Below are 18,632 nucleotides of genomic sequence, written 5' to 3'. Positions count from 1 at the left end.
AAGAACCGGTTCCGGATGCTTGGGCCGCGCTGCGCGCGGTGTCCGGCCAACGGCCGGGGCTACGAATTATTACAGGCCCATCGGGATCCGGATCAATCAACCATGGGCTTCGCATGCCTGACGGTAGCACCGGCCGTTGGCCGGCCCAGGCATTACTGGGATTGCCCGGGGTCGTCGACCGGCACCACCGCGGGTGGGCCATCCTCTGCGCCGGGCGAGCGCACGTCGTCGGCCGGCTGCGAGCGCGGGGTGCGGGCCGGCGGATCGGAGCGCTCGAGCAGTTCGGCGCGGGTACGCGGCAGCGCCTGTGGATGTTCGCGCGCGAGGAAGTCGAGCATGCGTTCGCGCACGATGCAGCGCAGGTCGAACGCATCGCCTGAATTGCGCGCGCTGACCAGCAGCCGTACCTGCAGGGTGTGCTCGGTGGTTTCGGTCACCTGGGTCACGCAGACGCGACCATCCCACAGCGCTTCACCCTTGCAGATGCGCTCCAGCTCACCCCGGATCGCCACGATCGGCGCGCGGTAGTCCAGCCACAGGAACGCGGTACCGAGCAGATCGGCGCTGCGCCGGGTCCAGTTCTGGAAGGGGTTCTCGATGAACCAGGTCAGCGGCACCACCATCCGCCGCTCATCCCAGATCCGCACCACCACGTAGCTGCTGCCGATCTCCTCCACCCTTCCCCATTCGCCTTCGACGATCACCACGTCATCGAGCCGGATCGGCTGGGTCAACGCAATCTGCAGGCCGGCGATCAGGTTGCCGAACACGGGTTTGGCCGCGATGCCGGCGACCAGCCCGATGATGCCGGCCGAGGCCAGCAGCGCGGTACCGATCTGGCGCACCATCGGGAAGGTCAGCAGCACCATCGAGGCGCCGACCAGGATGATGGCGCCCATCAGCACGCGGCTGAGCACACGGGTCTGGGTCTGGATGCGGCGCGCGGCCAGGTTGTCGGCCACTTCCATCGGATTGTCGCGCAGGATGGCCTGTTCGCCGGCGGCGACCGCGCGCACCAGCAGCCAGACGAAGCACGCCGTCAGGCCGATATGCAGCAGGCGCAGCGACTGGTCGAGCCAGCGCCCATCCAGCGGGGTGGCTTCCAGTGCGGGAATCAGCACCAGCATCGGCAGCGCGAACGCCAGCGGCCGGCTGATGACGCGCGCAATGCGGGCGCGGCGGTAATCGCGGCCTTTGAGACGATGGGTGAGCGCCATCAACGCCCACCAGCCTGTAATGCCTATCGCAAGCGCGATTCCAATCGGCCAAAGGTAGGCGGCGGCCATCTGCCAGTCCACGTGCATGCACGCTCCCGTGTTCATCACAAAGGAGTTCCAGCATGCCAAAGGCGACATGACCATGGCGTAGAGCCACACCCTGCGCGACGGTTGTCAGGTCGCCCCGCCCTGCTTGCGTACGATCGCCATGGCGATCTCCAACGACTGGTCATAGTTCAGGCGCGGATCGACCGAAGAACGATAGGCGCGCTCAAGGTCGCGTTCGGTCAACTCGCGCGCGCCGCCGGTGCACTCGGTGACATCCTCACCGGTGAGCTCCAGGTGCACGCCGCCCAGCCGCGTACCGGCCGCGGCATGCAGGTCGAACGACATCTCCACTTCACTGCGCACGTTGTCGAAGCGCCGCGTCTTGTACCCATTGCTGGTGCTTTCGGTATTGCCATGCATGGCGTCGCACACCCACAGCACGCGACGGCCATCGCGCTTGACCGCATCCAGCAGCGGCGGCAGCTTGTCGGCGATCTGCGCCGCGCCCATGCGATGGATGAAGCTCAAGCGGCCCGGCTCGTCGTCGGGGTTGAGCACGTCGATCAGGCGCAGCAACTGGTCGGGTTGCACGGAAGGACCGACCTTGATCGCAATCGGATTGCGCACGCCGCGCAGGTACTCGACGTGCGCACCATCCAGTGCGGCGGTGCGCATGCCGATCCACGGATAATGGGTACTCAGGTTCAGCCAGCCATGCTGGCGCGGCACCTGGCGGGTAAGTGCCTGCTCGTACGGGAGCAGCAGCGCCTCGTGCGAGGTATAGAAATCGATACGGTTGAGGTTGTACACCTGCGCGCCGGACAGGGTTTCCATGAAGCGCACCGCATCGCCGATGGACGACACCATCTTCTGGTAATCGGTGGCCAGCGGCGAATGCCGCACCCACTCCAGGTTCCAGTACTCGGGATGGTGCAGGTCGGCGAAGCCACCGTCGATCAGGGCACGCACGAAGTTCATGGTCATGGCCGAGTGCGCGTGGGCCTGCAGCATGCGGCGCGGATCGGGCAGGCGCGCGGCCTCGGTGAATTCGGGCGCGTTGATCACGTCGCCGCGGTAGCTGGGCAGGGTCACGCCATCGCGGGTCTCGGTATCGGCCGAACGCGGCTTGGCATACTGGCCGGCGAAGCGGCCGACGCGGATCACCGGCTTGCGCATGCCGTGCACGAGCACCAGGCTCATCTGCAGCAGCACCTTGAGCCGGTTGGAGATGGTGGCGGATTCGCAGTCGCTGAAGTTCTCGGCGCAGTCGCCGCCCTGCAGCAGGAAACGCTTGCCTTCCTGGGCGTCGGCCAGTTGCTGCTTGAGCGAAAGGATCTCCCAGGACGTCACCAGCGGCGGCAGCCGCTTGAGCTCGTGCAAGGACGCATCCAGCGCCACCGGATCGGGATACGTCGGCATCTGCAGCGCGGGCCGGCCGCGCCAGCTCTCCGGCGACCAGTCGGTCGGCAGCGAGGCAGAGGGGGTGGCACGGTCGGAGGCAGTCATCGGAATATCCAGTAAATCAGCAGAAAAAAGATCAGTAGCGACGGGCAGGACGGCGGAACGAGACCACCAGCGCCCAGAGGCCCAGCAGGGTGAACCACACCAGGCTCCACATGGGCATGGTCAGGCCCAGGAACTGCCAGTCGATGTTGCCGCAGTTGCCGGTACCGGTCAGAACGGTACGGAACACTTCGAACGGTCCCATGGTCTCGCTGAGGAACGACAGCGGCGGGCCGCAGCTGGAGCCCATGTCCTGCGGCAGCAGCTGCACGTACACATGGCGCCCGGCAATGCCGATGCCCACGGCGGCGGCAATGAAGGCCAGCACGCCATAGGTGATCCGCCCGGGCCGATCCCGCGGGCCATGCAGCGCGCCGATCAGGAACAACAAGCCCAGGGCGGCGAAGGCGATGCGCTGGAAGATGCACAGCGGGCACGGCTCCAGCCCCATCTTCAGCTGCAGGAAGATCGCATAGCCCAGCAGGCCAGCACACACCAGGAACCCCAGCAGGAACTGGGCGCGGTAATTCCAGCGCAATGGATTCATTGCCAACACTCTTGTTAGTCCAGGCGCCAAGATTAACAGGGAGCCGTGCGGTGTTGGCTGCGGCCGTTTGCCGTACATCGGCTTAGTAGGCCATATGGTGTGTTTCAGGGTTTGCGCTAACAGCTGCACGGCTGAGACGTCCACTGCCCGGCCGCGCCGGGTGCGGGTTTGCGGGGGGCGCCGTGAATACGTCCGTGTAGGCTCTTGCGAAACATCCATGTTTCGCAAAGCCCCCGCAAACCCGCCCCCGTCGCGACCCCGACGGTGGGTCGGTGCGCATGGGGGCAACAGCAGCCGGGCAAGGCCCGGCTCTACCGTTGGCGAAGCCGGGCCGGGCGTGCCCGGCCTATCTCAGGCGCCAGCCTCCCACGCCCGGCCGATGGGCCCTTTGGCCACCGACCCGGTGTCGGGGGCACCGGCCGGGGTGGGTTTGCGGGGGCTTTACCAAACATGGATGTTTGGTAAGAGCCCCCATGGACGGGTTCACGGCGCCCCCCGCAAACCCACACCGGCCGGGGCCCCGCAGTGAGCAGCGAGCAACCTGCGCCGTTGACGTTGACGTGGATGCCAAACCAAACCCAACAAAAAACCCGGCACAAGGCCGGGTTCTCTGAAGAATCTCTGGTAAAGCGCGTCGATTATTCTTCGACGGCTTCAGCCACGGCGGCCGGACGGTCGACCAGTTCGACGTAGGCCATCGGCGCGTTGTCGCCGGCGCGGAAGCCGCACTTCAACAGACGCAGGTAGCCGCCCGGACGGTTCGCGTAACGCGGGCCCAGGGTGGTGAACAGGTTGCCGACGGCTTCGTTGTCACGCAGGCGCGCGAAGGCCAGACGACGGTTGGCGACGGAGTCGACCTTGGCCAGGGTGATCAGCGGCTCGGCGACGCGGCGCAGTTCCTTGGCCTTCGGCAGGGTGGTCTTGATCAGCTCGTGCTTGAACAGCGACGCGGCCATGTTCTTGAACATTGCTTCGCGGTGAGCGCTGGTACGGCTGAACTTGCGGCCGGATTTCATGTGACGCATGACGGATGTTCCTTGAAAGAATGTTGGATCGGTTGGGTATCGCTGTCGCCTTCCCGGCGTTGTTGCTTGGACTGCGGATGGTCCGGTGCCGGCCCTCCTGGCCGACCGTCACCGCAGGCTGGCGCCTGTCGATGCGAGGTACTGCGGGTAAAGCCCCCGCACCCGAAGGTGCGGGGTAAAACTGTGGCGCTGGATCAGCCGAGCATGCCGTGCTGGGCGACACCGGCCGGCGGCCAGTTCTCCAGCTTCATGCCGAGCGAAAGACCGCGCTGGGCGAGGACTTCCTTGATCTCGGTCAGCGACTTCTTGCCGAGGTTCGGGGTCTTGAGCAGTTCCACTTCGGTCTTCTGGATCAGATCGCCGATGTAGTAGATGCTCTCGGCCTTGAGGCAGTTGGCCGAACGCACGGTCAGTTCCAGATCGTCGATCGGGCGCAGCAGCACCGGATCCACACCGTTGTTGGCCGGCTTGGCTGCACCGCGGTCGCGGTGGGTGAAGTCACCGAAGACCGACAGCTGATCGCTGAGGATGTCGGCGGCGGTGCGCACGGCTTCCTCGGCATCGATCGTGCCGTTGGTTTCGATGTCCAGCACCAGCTTGTCCAGGTCGGTACGCTGTTCGACGCGGGCCGCTTCCACCGAATAGGCGACGCGACGGACCGGCGAGAACGAGGCGTCCAGGACCAGACGACCGATGGCACGGGTTTCTTCATCCGGACGACGACGCGCAGCCGCCGGCTGATAGCCGAAACCACGCTCGATCTTCAAACGCATGTTGACTGCCGTGTCCTTGGTCAGGTGGCAGATGACATGATCCGTGTTGAGGATCTCGACGTTGTGGTCGACCTTGATATCGGCAGCAGTCACGACACCCGGACCCTGCTTGGACAGCGACAGGGTTGCGCTGTCACCGGTGTGCATACGGATTGCCACGTCCTTCAGGTTGAGCAGGACTTCGAGAACGTCCTCCTGCAGGCCTTCGAGCGTGGTGTACTCGTGCAGTACGCCGTCGATCTCAACTTCCGTGATGGCGAAGCCCGGGATGGACGACAGCAGCACGCGACGCAGGGCGTTGCCCAGCGTATGCCCGTAACCACGCTCCAAGGGTTCGATAACGACCTTGGCGCGGGTGTCGGTAAGGCGTTCGATCTGCGGACCACGAGGACGCAGAACCTGGTTGGCGGTAACCGTCATGTTGCGGGTTCTCCTAGTGAACCCCCGGCCGTCGCCGGGGGCTCTCCAATGTGAATTACTTCGAATACAACTCGACGATCAGCGCTTCGTTGATATCCGCAGGCAGGTCCGAACGATCCGGCACGGCCTTGAAGATGCCAGCGAACTTGTCGGCATCCACTTCGATCCACGTCGGGCGCAGGTCATGCGTTTTGGACACGGTCAGGGCTTCCTGAACGCGCAGCTGCTTGGCAGCCTTCTCGGACAGAGCGACAGCGTCGCCAGCCTTGACCTGGTACGAAGCCAGGTTGACCGACTTGCCGTTCACAGTGACACCGCGGTGCGAGACCAGCTGACGCGCAGCCGGACGGGTCACAGCGAAGCCCATGCGATAGACGACGTTGTCCAGGCGGGTTTCCAACAGCTGCAGCAGGTTCTCGCCGGTGTTGCCCTTCTTGGTCGAGGCCTTCTTGTAGTAGTTGCGGAACTGACGCTCCAGCAGACCGTAGATACGCTTGACCTTCTGCTTTTCACGCAGCTGGGTGGCGTAGTCGGACAGCTTGCCCTTGCGGGCGGTCGCGCCGTGCTGGCCGGGCTTCTGCTCCAGCTTGCACTTGGAGTCCAGCGCACGGGCCGGGCTCTTGAGGGAAAGGTCGGCGCCTTCGCGGCGGGCGAGCTTACAGGTAGGACCGATATAACGAGCCATTTCTTATCGCTCCTTTAGACGCGACGCTTCTTCGGCGGACGGCACCCGTTGTGCGGGATTGGCGTCACGTCGATGATGTTGGTGATCTTGTAGCCCACGTTGTTCAGCGAGCGCACGGCCGACTCACGACCCGGACCCGGGCCCTTGATGCGGACTTCCAGGGACTTGACGCCGTAATCCAGCGCGGCGCGGCCGGCTTTCTCGGCAGCCACCTGGGCAGCGAACGGGGTGGACTTACGCGAACCGCGGAAGCCAGCGCCACCGGACGTCGCCCACGACAGAGCGTTGCCCTGGCGGTCGGTGATGGTCACGATGGTGTTGTTGAAAGAAGCGTGGACGTGGGCAACGCCGTCAGTGACGACGCGCTTGATCTTCTTCTTGGTCTTAGCGACGGGCTTAGCCATTTCTTAGGTCCCTTACTTCCTGATCGCCTTGCGCGGGCCCTTGCGGGTGCGGGCGTTGGTACGGGTGCGCTGACCACGCAGCGGCAGGCCGCGGCGGTGACGCAGACCGCGGTAGCAGCCCAGGTCCATCAGGCGCTTGATCGCGATACCGATTTCACGGCGCAGATCGCCTTCCACGATGTACTTGGCCACTTCCGAGCGCAGACGCTCGATTTCCGGCTCCGACAGATCGCGGATCTTGGTGGTCGAGGTCACGCCTGCAGCGTCGCAGACCTTCTTCGAACGGGTACGGCCGATGCCGTAAATGCTTTGCAACCCGACCCAGACGTGCTTCTGGGCTGGCAGGTTGACGCCTGCAATACGCGCCATGACGCGGTTCTCCAGCTGAGTGATGGCCGACAGCGCACCCAAGGCGCGCCGATCCGGCAGGATGGATCAAAAAAGTGAACTAGCGATACTAACAAGGTTCCGGTTTACATGGAAGCCCGTGAAACCTGAAAGGTTTCATGGACCCGGCCCAGGGAGTGTGCCCAGGCTCCGGCGCCGGATCAGGTTGACTCCGGAAAACGACCCTTTCGAGCCTTCTTCCGGCGCCGCCCGCGCTACTCCCGCGCGGGACGACCCGATCTCACCCCCACCCGGAACCGCTGCGGGGGCCGCCCTTCGTTTGTGTGGCCAGGTCCGCGAAGCGGAGGACCATCACGTCAGGAAGACGATAGTGTAACAGGCCAATCAGCCGCGGGCAAAACCGCCGCGGTTGCCGCCCTTCAGGTTGGCCTTCTTCAACAGGCTCTCGTACTGGTGCGACATCAGGTGCGCCTGGATCTGCGCAATGAAGTCCATCACCACCACCACCACGATCAGCAGCGAGGTGCCGCCGAAGTAGAAGGACGCGTTCAGCTGCGTGCGCATGATTTCCGGCAGCAGGCAGACGATCACCAGGTAGGCCGAGCCGGCTGCGGTCAGGCGGGTCAGCACGCCGTCGATGTAATCGGCAGTAGCCTTGCCCGGACGGATGCCCGGAATCAGCGCGCCCGACTTCTTCAGGTTGTCGGCGGTTTCCTGCGAGTTGAATACCAGCGCGGTGTAGAAGAACGCGAAACCACTGATCAGCGCAGCGAACACAATCATGTGCAGCGGCTCGCCAGGACCCAGGGCGTTGGCCACCTTCTGCAGCCAGGTGGCCGAGCTGGCCTGGCCGGACCACATGGCCAGCGTGGTCGGGAACGCCAGGATGCTGGAGGCGAAGATGGCCGGGATCACGCCCGCCATGTTCAGCTTCAACGGCAGGAACGAGGTCTGGTTCATGTACGCGTTGCGGCCACCCTGGCGACGTGCGTAGTTCACCGTGATGCGGCGCTGGCCGCGTTCGACGAACACCACGAAGAAGGTGAAGGCCAACACCACCAGCGCGATCAGCAGCAGCTGGATGAACTGCAGGTTGCCTTCGCGGAAGGCATCGAAGGTGTGGATGACCGCAGTCGGCAGGCCCGCCACGATGCCGGCGAAGATGATCAGCGACACACCGTTGCCGATGCCGCGCTCAGTGACCTGCTCGCCGACCCACATCAGGAAGATGGTACCGGCGGTCAACGCGACCACGGCGGTGAGCACGAAGCCCATGCCCGGCGCGTAAACGACCGGCGCGCCAGTCGGGGACAGCTGGTTCTGCAGCGCCAGCGCGATGCTGCCGCCCTGCACCACCGCCAACAACACGGCGCCGATGCGGGAATATTGGGTGATCTTGCGACGGCCGGACTCACCTTCCTTCTGCAGCGCCTTGAGCGCCGGGAAGATGTGGACCGCCAGCTGCATCACGATGGATGCCGAAATGTACGGCATCACGTTCAGCGCGAAAATGCTGAAACGGTGCAGGGCGCCGCCCGAGAACATGTTGAACATGTCCACGATGCCGCCGCCCTGCGCCTGCATGAGCGCAAGCATGGCATCGGGATTGACGCCCGGCACCGGCACATAACAGCCGATGCGGTAGACGATCAACGCCCCGACGACGAACAGCAGACGCTGGCGAAGTTCCGTGAACTTGCCGAGCCCGCCGCCCAGGTTACCAATGCCAGCTTGCGCCATGTCTTACTCCTGTACGCTGCCGCCGGCAGCTTCGATCGCGGCCTTGGCACCGGCCGTTGCTGCGATGCCCTTCAGGGTGAAGGCCTTGGTCAGGCCACCCTTCATGACGATCTTGGCCTGCTTGGCCGTGCTCGGGACCAGCTTCGCAGCGCGCAGCGCGGCGAAATCGATCTCGCCAGCTTCCAGGCGATCCAAGTGGTACGACAGCACTTCGGCAGTGTCCTTGGCAATCTTGGAACGGAAACCGACCTTCGGCAGACGACGCTGCATGGGGGTCTGGCCGCCTTCGAAGCCTGCCTTGATCTTGCCGCCACCCTTACGGGCGAAAGAACCCTTGTGGCCGCGGCCACAGGTCTTGCCCAGGCCGGAGCCGATACCACGGCCGACGCGGGTGCGCTCTTTGCGCGCGCCCGGTGCCGGGCTCAGTTCATTGAGATGCAGGGTCATTGGATTATTCCTCAACCTTGACGAGGTAGTGGACCTTGTTGATCAGACCGCGAACCTGCGGGCTGTCCTTCAGGACACGCACATCGTTGAGCTTGTTCAGGCCCAGGGCACGCACCGACAGGCGGTGACGCGACTGGGTGCCACGCAGGCCGCCAACCAGACGGACCTTGACGGTCTTGACGGTGTCATCAGCCATGGTTGAGATCCTCCACCTTCTTGCCGCGCTTGGCCGCGATGCGGGCCGGCGACTGCATTTCCGACAGACCCTTCAGCGTGGCGCGAACCAGGTTGATCGGGTTGCGCGAACCGACGGCCTTGGCCAGCACGTTCTTGACGCCAACGGCTTCCAGCACGGCGCGCATGGCACCACCGGCGATGACGCCCGTACCTTCCGAAGCCGGCATCATGAACACGCGGGCTGCACCGTGGCCGGACTTGACCGGGTGCCACAGGGTGCCGTTGTTCAGATCGACGTCGGCCAGGTTCTTGCGAGCCTGCTCCATCGACTTCTGGATGGCGACCGGCACTTCACGCGCCTTGCCGTAACCGAAACCGACCTTGCCTGCGCCGTCACCGACCACGGTCAGTGCGGTGAAGGTGAACTGACGACCACCCTTGACGGTCTTGCTGACGCGGTTTACCGCGACCAGCTTCTCGATCATGCCGTCGTCGACTTTCTCTTCGCGGTTACGGTCGCGATCGCGACCCCGCTGCTGACGTTCTTCTGCCATGTTGATTCCTTGATTGATTGGGTATGTACGGCTCAGGGCCGCTTATAGCTGTGGAATGACGCGGTGGATCGAGAGCCCCTGCAGAAGAGGGACGTCGCCCGGCACAACCCGTGCCGGCAGGCAGGCGGAAGCGGGGACCAGCCCCGCTTCCTTATCCCTTAGAACTGCAGGCCGCCTTCGCGGGCTGCATCGGCCAGTGCCTTGATGCGGCCGTGGTAGCGGTAGCCCGAGCGGTCGAAAGCGACCTTCTCGATGCCCGCAGCCTTGGCGCGCTCGGCAACCAGCTTGCCGACCTTGGCGGCGGCGTCGCTGTTCTTGCCGTTCTTCAGGCCTTCCTTGACGTCGGCCTGGGTGGTGTTGGCGGCAGCCAGCACCTTGGAGCCGTCGGCGGTGAAGACCTGGGCGTACAGGTGCTGACCGGTGCGCAGCACCGACAGACGCGGCACGCCGAGGACACGGATGTGTGCACGGGTGGACTTGGCGCGACGCAGGCGAGCAATGTTCTTGTTCATGATCTTTTTCCTTGAAAGCTGAAGGCTTGGCTTTTCCCGTTGAAAGTCCGCACATGGATGTGCGGGCTCTTGCGAGGGACTCGCGTTTACGCCTTCTTGGCTTCCTTACGAATGATGACTTCGCCGGCGTACTTCACACCCTTGCCCTTGTAGGGCTCCGGCTTGCGGTAAGCGCGGATCTTGGCGGCAACTTCGCCCACCAGCTGCTTGTCGGTGCCCTGGACCAGAATTTCGGTCTGGGTCGGGGTCGACAGCGTGATGCCTTCCGGCGCCACGTAAACAACCGGATGCGAGAACCCGAGCGACAGGTTCAGGTCCTTGCCCTGCATGGCAGCGCGGTAACCCACGCCAACCAGCTCAAGCTTGCGCTCGAAGCCATCGGTGACGCCCTTGACCATGTTGGCCAGGATGGCGCGCACCGTGCCGGTGAGGGCCAGCAGGTCGTCATTGCTGGCGGACAGGCTTGCAACGCCGTCTGCAACGGAGATTTCAACGCCAGCAACCTTCGGCAGCACCAGGGTGCCCTTCGGGCCCTTCACGCTGACGGATTCCGGCTGGATGTTCAGTTCAACGCCCTTGGGCAGGTTGACCGGCTTCTTGGCTACGCGGGACATAAGTTTCTCCTTCTCGCCTTAGGCCACGAAGCACAGGACTTCGCCGCCGACGCCCAACTGGCGCGCCTGCGCATCAGTCATGATGCCCTTGGAGGTGGAAATGATGGAGATGCCCAGGCCGTTGAGGACCTTCGGCAGCTCGGACTTGCCACGGTACTGGCGCAGACCCGAACGCGAGAAGCGCTTCAGGGTCTCGATGACCGGCTTGCCCTCGAAATACTTCAGGACGATTTCAAGCTCGGCCTTGTTGTTCTCGATCGGGGTCACGCGCAGGTCGGTGATGTAGCCTTCGGCCTTCAACACTTCTGCGATTGCAACCTTGATCTTGGAGGACGGTGCCTTCACCGTCTGCTTGCCAACCGCGGCCGCATTCTTGATGCGTACCAGCAGGTCGGCGATGGGATCAGTCATGCTCATAGTCGATACCTTTGAGTGCACCGATATCCGCTTTCGCGAAAATCTTGCTTTTTGGAATGGGCCTTGCGGCCCGACGTTCTAGTTATTACAGCGCCCTACCCCACCCCTTGCCGCCGGGTGAGACGCGGGAGTATACGACAAAAAGAGCCCGACCGGGGTCGGACTCTTCACGTCGGGGTGACCTGAACAGGCCCACCCCGTGCTGCAGGGACGAATCCCTTACCAGCTGGCCTTGCGCAGGCCCGGCACGTCGCCACGCATGGTGGCTTCACGCAGCTTGTTGCGACCGAGGCCGAACTTGCTGTACACGCCACGCGGGCGGCCCGAGAGCTCGCAACGGTTGCGGTGACGGCTCGGCGACGAATCGCGCGGCAGCTTCTGCAGCTTGACCACTGCCTCGGCCTTTTCGTCGTACGAAGCGGTCGCGCTGGAGATGATCTTCTTCAGCTCTTCACGCTTGCCGGCGTACTTGACGGCCAGCTTCGCACGCTTCAGGTCGCGGTTGACCATGGAGGTCTTTGCCATTTCGGATTCCTCGACGTATCAGTTACGGAACGGGAACTTGAACGCTGCGAGCAGCGCCTTTGCTTCCGCATCGGTCTTGGCGGTGGTGGTGATGGCGATATCCATGCCGCGGATCGCGTCGACAGCGTCGAAGTCGATTTCCGGGAAGATGATCTGTTCCTTCACACCCATGTTGAAGTTGCCGCGACCGTCGAAGGAACGACCCGAGACACCACGGAAGTCGCGCACGCGCGGCAGCGAGACGTTGATCAGGCGATCCAGGAACTCATACATCTTGGCGCGACGCAGCGTGGTCTTGCAGCCGATCGGCCAACCATCGCGGATCTTGAACGAAGCCACCGAGACGCGGGACTTGGTCACGATCGGCTTCTGGCCGGAGACCTTGGCCATGTCGGCGACGGCATTTTCCAGGATCTTCTTGTTGGTCGCCGCTTCGCCGACACCCATGTTCAGGGTGACCTTGACCAGCTTCGGGACCTGCATCGGATTGGTGTAGCCGAACTGCTTCATCAGCGCCGGCACCACTTCTTCCTGGTAGAACTTTTCGAGACGGGAACTCATCTTCTCATTCCTCAGGCGTCGAGCGCCTCACCGCTGGAGCGGAACACACGCAGTTTGCGTCCATCCTCCAGCACCTTGAAGCCAACGCGCTCGCCCTTGCCCGAAGCCGGGTTGAGCACATTCACGTTGGAGATATGGATCGACGCTTCACGCTCGACCACGCCGCCGGCAACGCCTGCCTGCGGGTTCGGCTTGGTGTGGCGCTTGACGATGTTCACGTTGGCAACGATCACACGATCGCCGTCGACGCGGACGACTTCGCCCTGCTTGCCCTTGTCCTTGCCGGTGTTGACGACGACCTGGTCGCCCTTCTTGATACGGTTAGCCATGATTATCTCCTGTCGCTCACAGCACTTCGGGAGCGAGCGAGACGATCTTCATGAACTTCTCGTTGCGAAGTTCACGCGTCACCGGTCCGAAGATGCGGGTGCCGATCGGCTCCTGCTTGTTGTTGAGCAGGACAGCGGCATTGGCGTCGAAACGGATCAGCGAGCCATCGGCGCGACGCACACCCTTGCGGGTACGCACCACGACGGCGTCGAACACTTCACCCTTCTTGACCTTGCCGCGCGGAATTGCATCCTTCACGGTGACCTTGATGATGTCACCGATGTGCGCGTAGCGACGCTTGGAGCCGCCCAGCACCTTGATGCACATCACTTCCTTGGCACCGGAATTGTCCGCGACCTCGAGGTAGCTCTGCATCTGGATCATGATTCAGATCTCCTTATTGAGCCGCACGCGTGATGACTTCCACCACGCGCCAGTTCTTGGTCTTGGACATCGGAGCAATCTCGGTCACCAGCACGACGTCGCCTTCGTTGCAGGCGTTATCGGCATCATGCGCGTGGAGCTTGGTCGAACGCTTCAGGTACTTGCCGTACAGGGCATGCTTGACCAGGCGTTCCACCAGCACGGTGACCGTCTTGTCCATCTTGTTGCTGACGACACGGCCTTGGACCGTGCGCAGCGTCTTGTTTTCAGTAGTTTCGCTCATCGCGGCCATCCTTACTTGTTGCTGCCGAGCAGGGTCTTGACGCGAGCAATCTCGCGGCGGACCCGGCGGGTTTCGTGAGTCTTCGGCAGCTGCCCGGTGACCTGCTGCATGCGGAGCGAGAACTGCTCCTTACGCAGATCGGTCAGGTGGGACTTCAGATCGTCAGCCGACTTTTCGCGAAGTTGTTTGATATCCATCACATCACCGTCCGGGTCACGAAAGTGGTGGTCACGGAGAGCTTGGCAGCTGCCAGGCGGAACGCCTCGCGTGCCACGTCTTCGCCCACACCTTCAATTTCATAGATCATGCGGCCGGGCTGGATCTGGGCTACCCAGTACTCCACGTTGCCCTTACCAGAACCCATTCGGACTTCGATGGGCTTCTTGGTGATCGGCTTGTCGGGGAACACTCGGATCCACATCTTGCCGCCGCGCTTGACGTAGCGGCTGATCGAACGGCGAGCCGCTTCGATCTGGCGCGCGGTCAGCTGACCGTGGGCGGTTGCCTTGAGGCCGTACTCGCCGAAGCTGACAGCGTTGGCGCTCCAGCTCAGGCCATCGTTACGGCCCTTGTGTACCTTGCGGTACTTGGTTCGCTTGGGTTGCAACATTGTCGTTACCTCGCTTCACGAGCCGGGCGCTGACGGTCACCGCGGTCGCCGCGATCGTTACGATCGTTGCGCGACGGGGAGTCGTCCTGCTTTTCCTGGCCAACCTGGGAGAAATCGAAAACCTCGCCCTTGTAGATCCAGACCTTGATGCCGATGATGCCGTAGGTCGTCTTGGCTTCAGCGAAGCCATAGTCGATGTCGGCACGCAGCGTGTGCAGCGGCACGCGGCCTTCGCGGTACCACTCCGAACGGGCGATTTCAGCACCGTTCAAGCGGCCACCCACGTTGACCTTGATGCCCAGGGCACCGAGGCGCATCGCGTTGCCGACCGAGCGCTTCATGGCGCGGCGGAACATGATGCGACGCTCCAGCTGCTGCGCGATCGACTCGGCAACCAGCTGTGCGTCCAGCTCGGGCTTGCGCACTTCGGTGACGTTGATGTGCGCCGGGACGCCCATCATTTCGCTCACTTCCTTGCGCAGCTTCTCGATGTCCTCACCACGCTTGCCGATCACCACGCCCGGACGGGCGGTGTGGATCGTCACGCGGGCGGTCTTCGCCGGACGTTCGATGAGGATTTTGCTGATGCCGGCCTGCGCGAGCTTCTTGCGCAGCATTTCCCGCACCTTCAGGTCGGCTGCCAGATAACCAGCAAACTCGGCCTTGTTGGCGTACCACTTGGAGTTCCAGTCCTTGGAGATGCCGAGGCGGATACCAATCGGATGAACTTTATGACCCATGGTGTTTTCCTTTCCGCTTACTTGCCGGCGCCCACAACCACAGTGATGTGGCTGGTGCGCTTGAGGATGCGGGTGCCGCGGCCTTTCGCCCGCGCCATGAAACGCTTCAGGGTCGGACCTTCATCTACCATGATGGTCTGAACCTTCAGCTCGTCGACGTCGGCGCCCTGGTTGTTCTCGGCATTGGCAATAGCCGACTCCACCACCTTCTTGATCAGGTGGGCAGCCTTCTTGTCCGAGAACTTCAGCAGGTTTACCGCACGCTCGGCCGGCAGGCCGCGCACCTGGTCAGCGACCAGGCGGGCTTTCTGCGCAGAGATGCGCGCGGAGCGCAGGATTGCTTTCGCTTCCATTGTCATCTCTCCTTACTTGCCCGACTTCTTGTCACCACCGTGACCCTTGAAGGTCCGGGTGATGGCAAATTCGCCGAGCTTGTGGCCGACCATGTTCTCGTTGACGAGCACCGGAACGTGGTTCTTACCGTTATGAACGGCGATGGTGATGCCTACCATTTCCGGCAGGATCATCGAACGGCGCGACCAGGTCTTGATCGGCTTCTTGCTACCCGCAGCGGCCTCCACCTTCTTGACGAGGTGGTGATCGACGAACGGGCCCTTCTTGAGTGAACGTGCCATGGTCGATTAGCCCCTACGATCGCGGACGATGAATTGCTGGGTGCGCTTGTTCTTGCGCGTCTTGTAACCCTTGGTCGGAACACCCCACGGGGTGACCGGATGCGGATTACCCTGGCCGGCCTTCGCCTCACCACCACCGTGCGGGTGGTCAACCGGGTTCATGGCAGCACCACGAACGGTCGGGCGGACACCGCGCCAGCGCTTCGCGCCAGCCTTGCCCAGCTTTTCCAGGTTGTGTTCGTCGTTGCCGACTTCACCGATGGTGGCGCGGCACTCGACCGGCACCTTGCGCATTTCACCCGAGCGCAGGCGCAGGGTGGCGAAGACGCCTTCACGAGCGACGAGCTGCACGGCAGCGCCGGCGGCACGCGCGATCTGGGCACCCTTGCCCGGCTTCAGTTCGATGCCGTGGATGGTGGTACCGACCGGGATGTTGCGCAGCGGCAGGGTGTTGCCGGTCTTGATCGGCGCATCCGAACCCGCGATCACCTGGTCACCGGCCTTCAGGCCCTTCGGTGCGATGATGTAGCGGCGCTCGCCGTCGACGTAGCACAGCAGGGCGATATGGGCGGTGCGGTTCGGATCGTATTCGATGCGTTCCACGCGCGCCGGAATGCCTTCCTTGTTGCGCTTGAAGTCAATCAGACGGTAATGCTGCTTGTGACCACCGCCCACGTGACGGGTGGTGATGCGACCGTGGTGGTTACGACCACCGGTATTGCTCTTCGGCTCCAGCAACGCTGCGTGCGGTGCGCCCTTGTGCAGATCGGGCGTAACCACGCGCACGGCCGAACGGCGGCCGGGGGAAGTGGGCTTGAATTTCATCAATGGCATGGGATGTACCTCAGGCCTTGGCCGTTACATCGATGGACTGGCCATCGGCGAGACGCACGTACGCCTTGCGCCAATCGCCGCGGCGGCCGGTGCGGTTACGGAAGGACTTGTTCTTGCCCTTCACGTTCAGCACGTTGACCGCTTCGACCTTGACGTCGAACAACTGCTCTACCGCGGCCTTCACGTCGGCCTTGGTCGCTTCGTTCGAGATCTCGAAGACATACTGGTTGGAATGTTCCTGCAGGCGCGCGGTCTTTTCGGAGACTCGCGGAGCACGCAGCACGCTGAAGATTTTTTCGTTGCTGTTCATACCAGCCACTCCTCGACCTTCTTGACCGCGTCAGCGGTGATGACGACCGTGTCGGCACCGACCAGCGACACCGGGTCCAGACCCTGCACGTCACGCACTTCCACGTAGGGAATGTTGCGGGCCGACAGGTACAGGTGCTCGGTGGCTTCCTCGGTGACGATCAGCGGGCGCTTGCCCACTTCCAGGCCGGCCAGCTTGGCGATCAGAGCCTTCGTGCTGGTCGCTTCGACATCGAAGGACTCCACGATGGTCAGACGGCCCTGACGGTTCAGCTCGGACAGGATCGCGCACATGGCGGCACGGTACTGCTTGCGGTTGACCTTCTGCTCGAAGCTGCGCGGCTTGGCCGCGAAGGTGACACCGCCGCCGACGAAGATCGGAGCCGTCAGCGCGCCATGACGCGCACCGCCGCCCTTCTGCTTCTTCGACTTCTTGGTGGTACCAGCCACTTCAGAGCGAGTCTTCTGTGCCTTGGTGCCGGCGCGGCCGGCGTTGCGATAGGCGACGACGACCTGGTGGACCAGATCTTCGCTGAAATCGCGACCGAACACGGCATCGGAGACCGAGACCTTGTTGTTGCTACCCGTGATAACGAGTTCCATCGTCATCTCTCCTTATGCCTTGCTAGCCGGACGCACGATCACGTCACCACCTGCAGCGCCAGGCACGGCGCCACGAATCGCGATCAGACCGCGCTCGACGTCGACCTTGACAACTTCCAGGTTCTGCGTGCTCTGCTGCACGGCACCCATGTGGCCCGACATCTTCTTGCCCGGGAAAACGCGACCCGGGGTCTGGCGCTGGCCCAGTGAACCCGGCGCGCGATGCGACAGCGAGTTACCGTGGGTTGCATCGCCCATACGGAAGTTGTAGCGCTTGATGGTGCCCTGGAAGCCCTTACCCTTGGTGACACCCTGGACGTCGACCTTCTGGCCAACTTCAAAGATGTCCGCCTTGACTTCGCCGCCAACGGCGAAATCGCCGAGCTGCGCGTCTTCAACGCGGAATTCCCACAAGCCGCGACCCGCTTCCACCTTCGCCTTGGCGAAGTGGCCGGATTCCGGCTTGTTGACCAGGGCAGCGCGACGCGCGCCGACAGTCACCTGCACGGCGCTGTAGCCGTCAGCTTCGACGGTCTTGATCTGCGCGATGCGGTTCGGGGTGGCTTCAATCAGGGTCACCGGGATGGCCTGGCCATCTTCGGTAAACACGCGGCTCATGCCAGCCTTGCGGCCCACGAAGCCCAACGAATATTTCTTCGTCATGGTCGTAGTCCTCAGGTCAGCTTGATCTGAACGTCGACGCCGGCAGCCAGTTCGAGCTTCATCAGCGCGTCCACGGTCTTGTCGTTCGGATCGACGATATCGAGCACGCGCTTGTGCGTGCGGGTCTCGTACTGGTCACGCGCGTCCTTGTCGACGTGCGGCGAGACGAGAATGGTGTAACGCTCGATCTTGGTCGGCAGCGGGATCGGGCCACGCACTTGCGCGCCGGTCCGCTTTGCCGTTTCAACGATCTCGCTGGCCGAACGGTCGATCAAACGATGATCGAACGCCTTCAACCGAATCCGGATCTTTTGGTCCGCCATGGCGGTAGGTTCCTTCGTTAAAAGAGCGACGGACAAGGCCTCTGGGTTGCCTTGTCCCATGAAAATCCTGAATGCAGACGCCGCACATTCCTGCGCGGCGACAAGATCTTTCCGTAGACCTCAAAAATCGAGGCAGACCGGTCTCCCGATCTGCCCAGACAAAAAGTATAGCGCGCATACAACGCGGCGGTCAACAGGGGACCTGTTGACACTGCCTGAATGGCGCGACCCTTCCTGGTCTGGGGAACACGAGGTGCGTCCTGCGCCTCTTTTCCCGTTTTTTTGCAACCCCGATGCCCTACCCAGGCAACATCGGGGCGCAGAGTCTAGCAGATTACGCGATGATCTTGGAGACCACGCCGGCGCCGACGGTACGGCCACCTTCACGAATCGCGAAGCGC

30 protein-coding genes are annotated in these 18,632 nt (G+C 63.0%); all 30 read right to left on the bottom strand.

The features are described 5' to 3' along the window. Positions 1-152: 152 nt before the first annotated feature. On the bottom strand, positions 153-1,304 hold the full coding sequence (locus J7J08_RS00155; RefSeq protein ID WP_214900366.1) for a mechanosensitive ion channel domain-containing protein: 1,152 nt from the start codon (positions 1,302-1,304) through the stop codon (positions 153-155). A gap of 87 nt (positions 1,305-1,391) precedes the next feature. After that, positions 1,392-2,783 (bottom strand): 3-deoxy-7-phosphoheptulonate synthase class II, encoded by a 1,392-nt coding sequence (locus J7J08_RS00150; protein ID WP_214901532.1) that lies wholly within the window; start codon positions 2,781-2,783, stop codon positions 1,392-1,394. 19 nt (positions 2,784-2,802) lie between these two features. Next, positions 2,803-3,315, bottom strand: a complete 513-nt coding sequence (locus J7J08_RS00145; RefSeq protein WP_214900364.1) for a disulfide bond formation protein B — start codon at positions 3,313-3,315, stop codon at positions 2,803-2,805. 638 nt (positions 3,316-3,953) lie between these two features. Continuing rightward, positions 3,954-4,340, bottom strand: coding sequence for a 50S ribosomal protein L17 (rplQ, locus tag J7J08_RS00140; protein ID WP_068849483.1), 387 nt, complete (start codon positions 4,338-4,340; stop codon positions 3,954-3,956). A 194-nt stretch (positions 4,341-4,534) separates the two neighbouring features. Next, the gene (rpoA, locus tag J7J08_RS00135; RefSeq protein ID WP_068849481.1) at positions 4,535-5,533 is read right to left on the bottom strand and encodes a DNA-directed RNA polymerase subunit alpha; all 999 of its coding nucleotides are present in this window, start codon (positions 5,531-5,533) and stop codon (positions 4,535-4,537) included. Positions 5,534-5,588: 55 nt separating this feature from the next. After that, positions 5,589-6,218, bottom strand: coding sequence for a 30S ribosomal protein S4 (gene rpsD / locus J7J08_RS00130; protein WP_068849480.1), 630 nt, complete (start codon positions 6,216-6,218; stop codon positions 5,589-5,591). A gap of 14 nt (positions 6,219-6,232) precedes the next feature. Beyond that, on the bottom strand, positions 6,233-6,622 hold the full coding sequence (gene rpsK, locus J7J08_RS00125; RefSeq protein WP_017355427.1) for a 30S ribosomal protein S11: 390 nt from the start codon (positions 6,620-6,622) through the stop codon (positions 6,233-6,235). Between the two features lie 12 nt (positions 6,623-6,634). Continuing rightward, on the bottom strand, positions 6,635-6,991 hold the full coding sequence (gene rpsM, locus J7J08_RS00120) for a 30S ribosomal protein S13 (RefSeq protein ID WP_017355426.1): 357 nt from the start codon (positions 6,989-6,991) through the stop codon (positions 6,635-6,637). Positions 6,992-7,354: 363 nt separating this feature from the next. Continuing rightward, positions 7,355-8,710, bottom strand: a complete 1,356-nt coding sequence (gene secY, locus J7J08_RS00115) for a preprotein translocase subunit SecY (RefSeq protein WP_214900357.1) — start codon at positions 8,708-8,710, stop codon at positions 7,355-7,357. A gap of 3 nt (positions 8,711-8,713) precedes the next feature. Beyond that, on the bottom strand, positions 8,714-9,157 hold the full coding sequence (gene rplO, locus J7J08_RS00110) for a 50S ribosomal protein L15 (RefSeq protein WP_068849476.1): 444 nt from the start codon (positions 9,155-9,157) through the stop codon (positions 8,714-8,716). Positions 9,158-9,161: 4 nt separating this feature from the next. Further along, a complete protein-coding gene (gene rpmD / locus J7J08_RS00105; RefSeq protein ID WP_214900355.1) occupies positions 9,162-9,353 on the bottom strand; it encodes a 50S ribosomal protein L30 in 192 nt (63 codons plus the stop codon). Further along, positions 9,346-9,888 carry a 30S ribosomal protein S5 gene (rpsE, locus tag J7J08_RS00100; RefSeq protein ID WP_038690276.1) on the bottom strand — a complete coding sequence of 181 codons (543 nt, stop codon included), beginning with the start codon at positions 9,886-9,888 and terminating at the stop codon, positions 9,346-9,348. Before rpsE ends, rpmD begins: the two co-directional genes overlap by 8 nt. A gap of 158 nt (positions 9,889-10,046) precedes the next feature. Beyond that, positions 10,047-10,400, bottom strand: a complete 354-nt coding sequence (rplR, locus tag J7J08_RS00095) for a 50S ribosomal protein L18 (protein ID WP_019186158.1) — start codon at positions 10,398-10,400, stop codon at positions 10,047-10,049. A gap of 86 nt (positions 10,401-10,486) precedes the next feature. Next, on the bottom strand, positions 10,487-11,014 hold the full coding sequence (gene rplF / locus J7J08_RS00090; protein ID WP_214900353.1) for a 50S ribosomal protein L6: 528 nt from the start codon (positions 11,012-11,014) through the stop codon (positions 10,487-10,489). A gap of 18 nt (positions 11,015-11,032) precedes the next feature. Next, complete coding sequence (rpsH, locus tag J7J08_RS00085) at positions 11,033-11,431, bottom strand: 30S ribosomal protein S8 (protein ID WP_214900347.1); 399 nt, start codon at positions 11,429-11,431, stop codon at positions 11,033-11,035. A 219-nt stretch (positions 11,432-11,650) separates the two neighbouring features. Further along, complete coding sequence (gene rpsN / locus J7J08_RS00080) at positions 11,651-11,956, bottom strand: 30S ribosomal protein S14 (protein ID WP_214900344.1); 306 nt, start codon at positions 11,954-11,956, stop codon at positions 11,651-11,653. An 18-nt stretch (positions 11,957-11,974) separates the two neighbouring features. Beyond that, positions 11,975-12,517, bottom strand: coding sequence for a 50S ribosomal protein L5 (rplE, locus tag J7J08_RS00075; protein ID WP_214900341.1), 543 nt, complete (start codon positions 12,515-12,517; stop codon positions 11,975-11,977). Positions 12,518-12,528: 11 nt separating this feature from the next. Continuing rightward, on the bottom strand, positions 12,529-12,846 hold the full coding sequence (gene rplX, locus J7J08_RS00070; RefSeq protein WP_017355416.1) for a 50S ribosomal protein L24: 318 nt from the start codon (positions 12,844-12,846) through the stop codon (positions 12,529-12,531). A 16-nt stretch (positions 12,847-12,862) separates the two neighbouring features. Then, positions 12,863-13,231 (bottom strand): 50S ribosomal protein L14, encoded by a 369-nt coding sequence (rplN, locus tag J7J08_RS00065; RefSeq protein ID WP_214900331.1) that lies wholly within the window; start codon positions 13,229-13,231, stop codon positions 12,863-12,865. A 13-nt stretch (positions 13,232-13,244) separates the two neighbouring features. Next, the gene (gene rpsQ / locus J7J08_RS00060; RefSeq protein ID WP_214900320.1) at positions 13,245-13,514 is read right to left on the bottom strand and encodes a 30S ribosomal protein S17; all 270 of its coding nucleotides are present in this window, start codon (positions 13,512-13,514) and stop codon (positions 13,245-13,247) included. An 11-nt stretch (positions 13,515-13,525) separates the two neighbouring features. Next, positions 13,526-13,711: a 50S ribosomal protein L29 gene (gene rpmC / locus J7J08_RS00055; protein ID WP_214900310.1), complete on the bottom strand. Its 186-nt coding sequence runs from the start codon at positions 13,709-13,711 to the stop codon at positions 13,526-13,528. Continuing rightward, positions 13,711-14,124, bottom strand: a complete 414-nt coding sequence (gene rplP / locus J7J08_RS00050; RefSeq protein WP_068849463.1) for a 50S ribosomal protein L16 — start codon at positions 14,122-14,124, stop codon at positions 13,711-13,713. The genes rpmC and rplP overlap by 1 nt, the downstream gene beginning before the upstream one ends. Before the next feature lie 5 nt (positions 14,125-14,129). Next, positions 14,130-14,864, bottom strand: a complete 735-nt coding sequence (rpsC, locus tag J7J08_RS00045; protein ID WP_214900307.1) for a 30S ribosomal protein S3 — start codon at positions 14,862-14,864, stop codon at positions 14,130-14,132. Between the two features lie 17 nt (positions 14,865-14,881). After that, on the bottom strand, positions 14,882-15,217 hold the full coding sequence (gene rplV / locus J7J08_RS00040; protein ID WP_017355410.1) for a 50S ribosomal protein L22: 336 nt from the start codon (positions 15,215-15,217) through the stop codon (positions 14,882-14,884). 12 nt (positions 15,218-15,229) lie between these two features. After that, the gene (rpsS, locus tag J7J08_RS00035) at positions 15,230-15,499 is read right to left on the bottom strand and encodes a 30S ribosomal protein S19 (protein ID WP_017355409.1); all 270 of its coding nucleotides are present in this window, start codon (positions 15,497-15,499) and stop codon (positions 15,230-15,232) included. 6 nt (positions 15,500-15,505) lie between these two features. Beyond that, positions 15,506-16,333, bottom strand: a complete 828-nt coding sequence (rplB, locus tag J7J08_RS00030) for a 50S ribosomal protein L2 (RefSeq protein ID WP_214900304.1) — start codon at positions 16,331-16,333, stop codon at positions 15,506-15,508. 10 nt (positions 16,334-16,343) lie between these two features. Beyond that, the gene (gene rplW / locus J7J08_RS00025) at positions 16,344-16,643 is read right to left on the bottom strand and encodes a 50S ribosomal protein L23 (protein ID WP_068854553.1); all 300 of its coding nucleotides are present in this window, start codon (positions 16,641-16,643) and stop codon (positions 16,344-16,346) included. Further along, entirely contained in the window at positions 16,640-17,245 is a 606-nt protein-coding gene (rplD, locus tag J7J08_RS00020) for a 50S ribosomal protein L4 (protein ID WP_214900301.1), read from the bottom strand. The genes rplW and rplD overlap by 4 nt, the downstream gene beginning before the upstream one ends. 12 nt (positions 17,246-17,257) lie before the next feature. After that, the gene (rplC, locus tag J7J08_RS00015; RefSeq protein WP_214900299.1) at positions 17,258-17,908 is read right to left on the bottom strand and encodes a 50S ribosomal protein L3; all 651 of its coding nucleotides are present in this window, start codon (positions 17,906-17,908) and stop codon (positions 17,258-17,260) included. Between the two features lie 11 nt (positions 17,909-17,919). After that, the gene (rpsJ, locus tag J7J08_RS00010; RefSeq protein WP_010341589.1) at positions 17,920-18,231 is read right to left on the bottom strand and encodes a 30S ribosomal protein S10; all 312 of its coding nucleotides are present in this window, start codon (positions 18,229-18,231) and stop codon (positions 17,920-17,922) included. Positions 18,232-18,632 lie beyond the last annotated feature (401 nt).

The organism is Stenotrophomonas sp. ISL-67 (genome assembly GCF_018612915.1).
GTDB lineage: Bacteria > Pseudomonadota > Gammaproteobacteria > Xanthomonadales > Xanthomonadaceae > Stenotrophomonas.
Note: the sequence above shows the minus strand (reverse complement) of the source record. Positions and strands in the feature narration are given on the sequence as shown.

Bases quoted from the DNA above. Each gene is read 5' to 3' on its own strand.
- J7J08_RS00155 (WP_214900366.1), bottom strand. From the start codon at position 1,304: ATGCACGTGGACTGGCAGATGGCCGCCGCCTACCTTTGGCCGATTGGA.
- J7J08_RS00145 (WP_214900364.1), bottom strand. From the start codon at position 3,315: ATGAATCCATTGCGCTGGAATTACCGCGCCCAGTTCCTGCTGGGGTTC.
- rplQ (WP_068849483.1), bottom strand. From the start codon at position 4,340: ATGCGTCACATGAAATCCGGCCGCAAGTTCAGCCGTACCAGCGCTCAC.
- rpoA (WP_068849481.1), bottom strand. From the start codon at position 5,533: ATGACGGTTACCGCCAACCAGGTTCTGCGTCCTCGTGGTCCGCAGATC.
- rpsD (WP_068849480.1), bottom strand. From the start codon at position 6,218: ATGGCTCGTTATATCGGTCCTACCTGTAAGCTCGCCCGCCGCGAAGGC.
- rpsK (WP_017355427.1), bottom strand. From the start codon at position 6,622: ATGGCTAAGCCCGTCGCTAAGACCAAGAAGAAGATCAAGCGCGTCGTC.
- rpsM (WP_017355426.1), bottom strand. From the start codon at position 6,991: ATGGCGCGTATTGCAGGCGTCAACCTGCCAGCCCAGAAGCACGTCTGG.
- secY (WP_214900357.1), bottom strand. From the start codon at position 8,710: ATGGCGCAAGCTGGCATTGGTAACCTGGGCGGCGGGCTCGGCAAGTTC.
- rplO (WP_068849476.1), bottom strand. From the start codon at position 9,157: ATGACCCTGCATCTCAATGAACTGAGCCCGGCACCGGGCGCGCGCAAA.
- rpmD (WP_214900355.1), bottom strand. From the start codon at position 9,353: ATGGCTGATGACACCGTCAAGACCGTCAAGGTCCGTCTGGTTGGCGGC.
- rpsE (WP_038690276.1), bottom strand. From the start codon at position 9,888: ATGGCAGAAGAACGTCAGCAGCGGGGTCGCGATCGCGACCGTAACCGC.
- rplR (WP_019186158.1), bottom strand. From the start codon at position 10,400: ATGAACAAGAACATTGCTCGCCTGCGTCGCGCCAAGTCCACCCGTGCA.
- rplF (WP_214900353.1), bottom strand. From the start codon at position 11,014: ATGTCCCGCGTAGCCAAGAAGCCGGTCAACCTGCCCAAGGGCGTTGAA.
- rpsH (WP_214900347.1), bottom strand. From the start codon at position 11,431: ATGAGCATGACTGATCCCATCGCCGACCTGCTGGTACGCATCAAGAAT.
- rpsN (WP_214900344.1), bottom strand. From the start codon at position 11,956: ATGGCAAAGACCTCCATGGTCAACCGCGACCTGAAGCGTGCGAAGCTG.
- rplE (WP_214900341.1), bottom strand. From the start codon at position 12,517: ATGAGTTCCCGTCTCGAAAAGTTCTACCAGGAAGAAGTGGTGCCGGCG.
- rplX (WP_017355416.1), bottom strand. From the start codon at position 12,846: ATGGCTAACCGTATCAAGAAGGGCGACCAGGTCGTCGTCAACACCGGC.
- rplN (WP_214900331.1), bottom strand. From the start codon at position 13,231: ATGATCCAGATGCAGAGCTACCTCGAGGTCGCGGACAATTCCGGTGCC.
- rpsQ (WP_214900320.1), bottom strand. From the start codon at position 13,514: ATGAGCGAAACTACTGAAAACAAGACGCTGCGCACGGTCCAAGGCCGT.
- rpmC (WP_214900310.1), bottom strand. From the start codon at position 13,711: ATGGATATCAAACAACTTCGCGAAAAGTCGGCTGACGATCTGAAGTCC.
- rplP (WP_068849463.1), bottom strand. From the start codon at position 14,124: ATGTTGCAACCCAAGCGAACCAAGTACCGCAAGGTACACAAGGGCCGT.
- rpsC (WP_214900307.1), bottom strand. From the start codon at position 14,864: ATGGGTCATAAAGTTCATCCGATTGGTATCCGCCTCGGCATCTCCAAG.
- rplV (WP_017355410.1), bottom strand. From the start codon at position 15,217: ATGGAAGCGAAAGCAATCCTGCGCTCCGCGCGCATCTCTGCGCAGAAA.
- rpsS (WP_017355409.1), bottom strand. From the start codon at position 15,499: ATGGCACGTTCACTCAAGAAGGGCCCGTTCGTCGATCACCACCTCGTC.
- rplB (WP_214900304.1), bottom strand. From the start codon at position 16,333: ATGCCATTGATGAAATTCAAGCCCACTTCCCCCGGCCGCCGTTCGGCC.
- rplW (WP_068854553.1), bottom strand. From the start codon at position 16,643: ATGAACAGCAACGAAAAAATCTTCAGCGTGCTGCGTGCTCCGCGAGTC.
- rplD (WP_214900301.1), bottom strand. From the start codon at position 17,245: ATGGAACTCGTTATCACGGGTAGCAACAACAAGGTCTCGGTCTCCGAT.
- rplC (WP_214900299.1), bottom strand. From the start codon at position 17,908: ATGACGAAGAAATATTCGTTGGGCTTCGTGGGCCGCAAGGCTGGCATG.
- rpsJ (WP_010341589.1), bottom strand. From the start codon at position 18,231: ATGGCGGACCAAAAGATCCGGATTCGGTTGAAGGCGTTCGATCATCGT.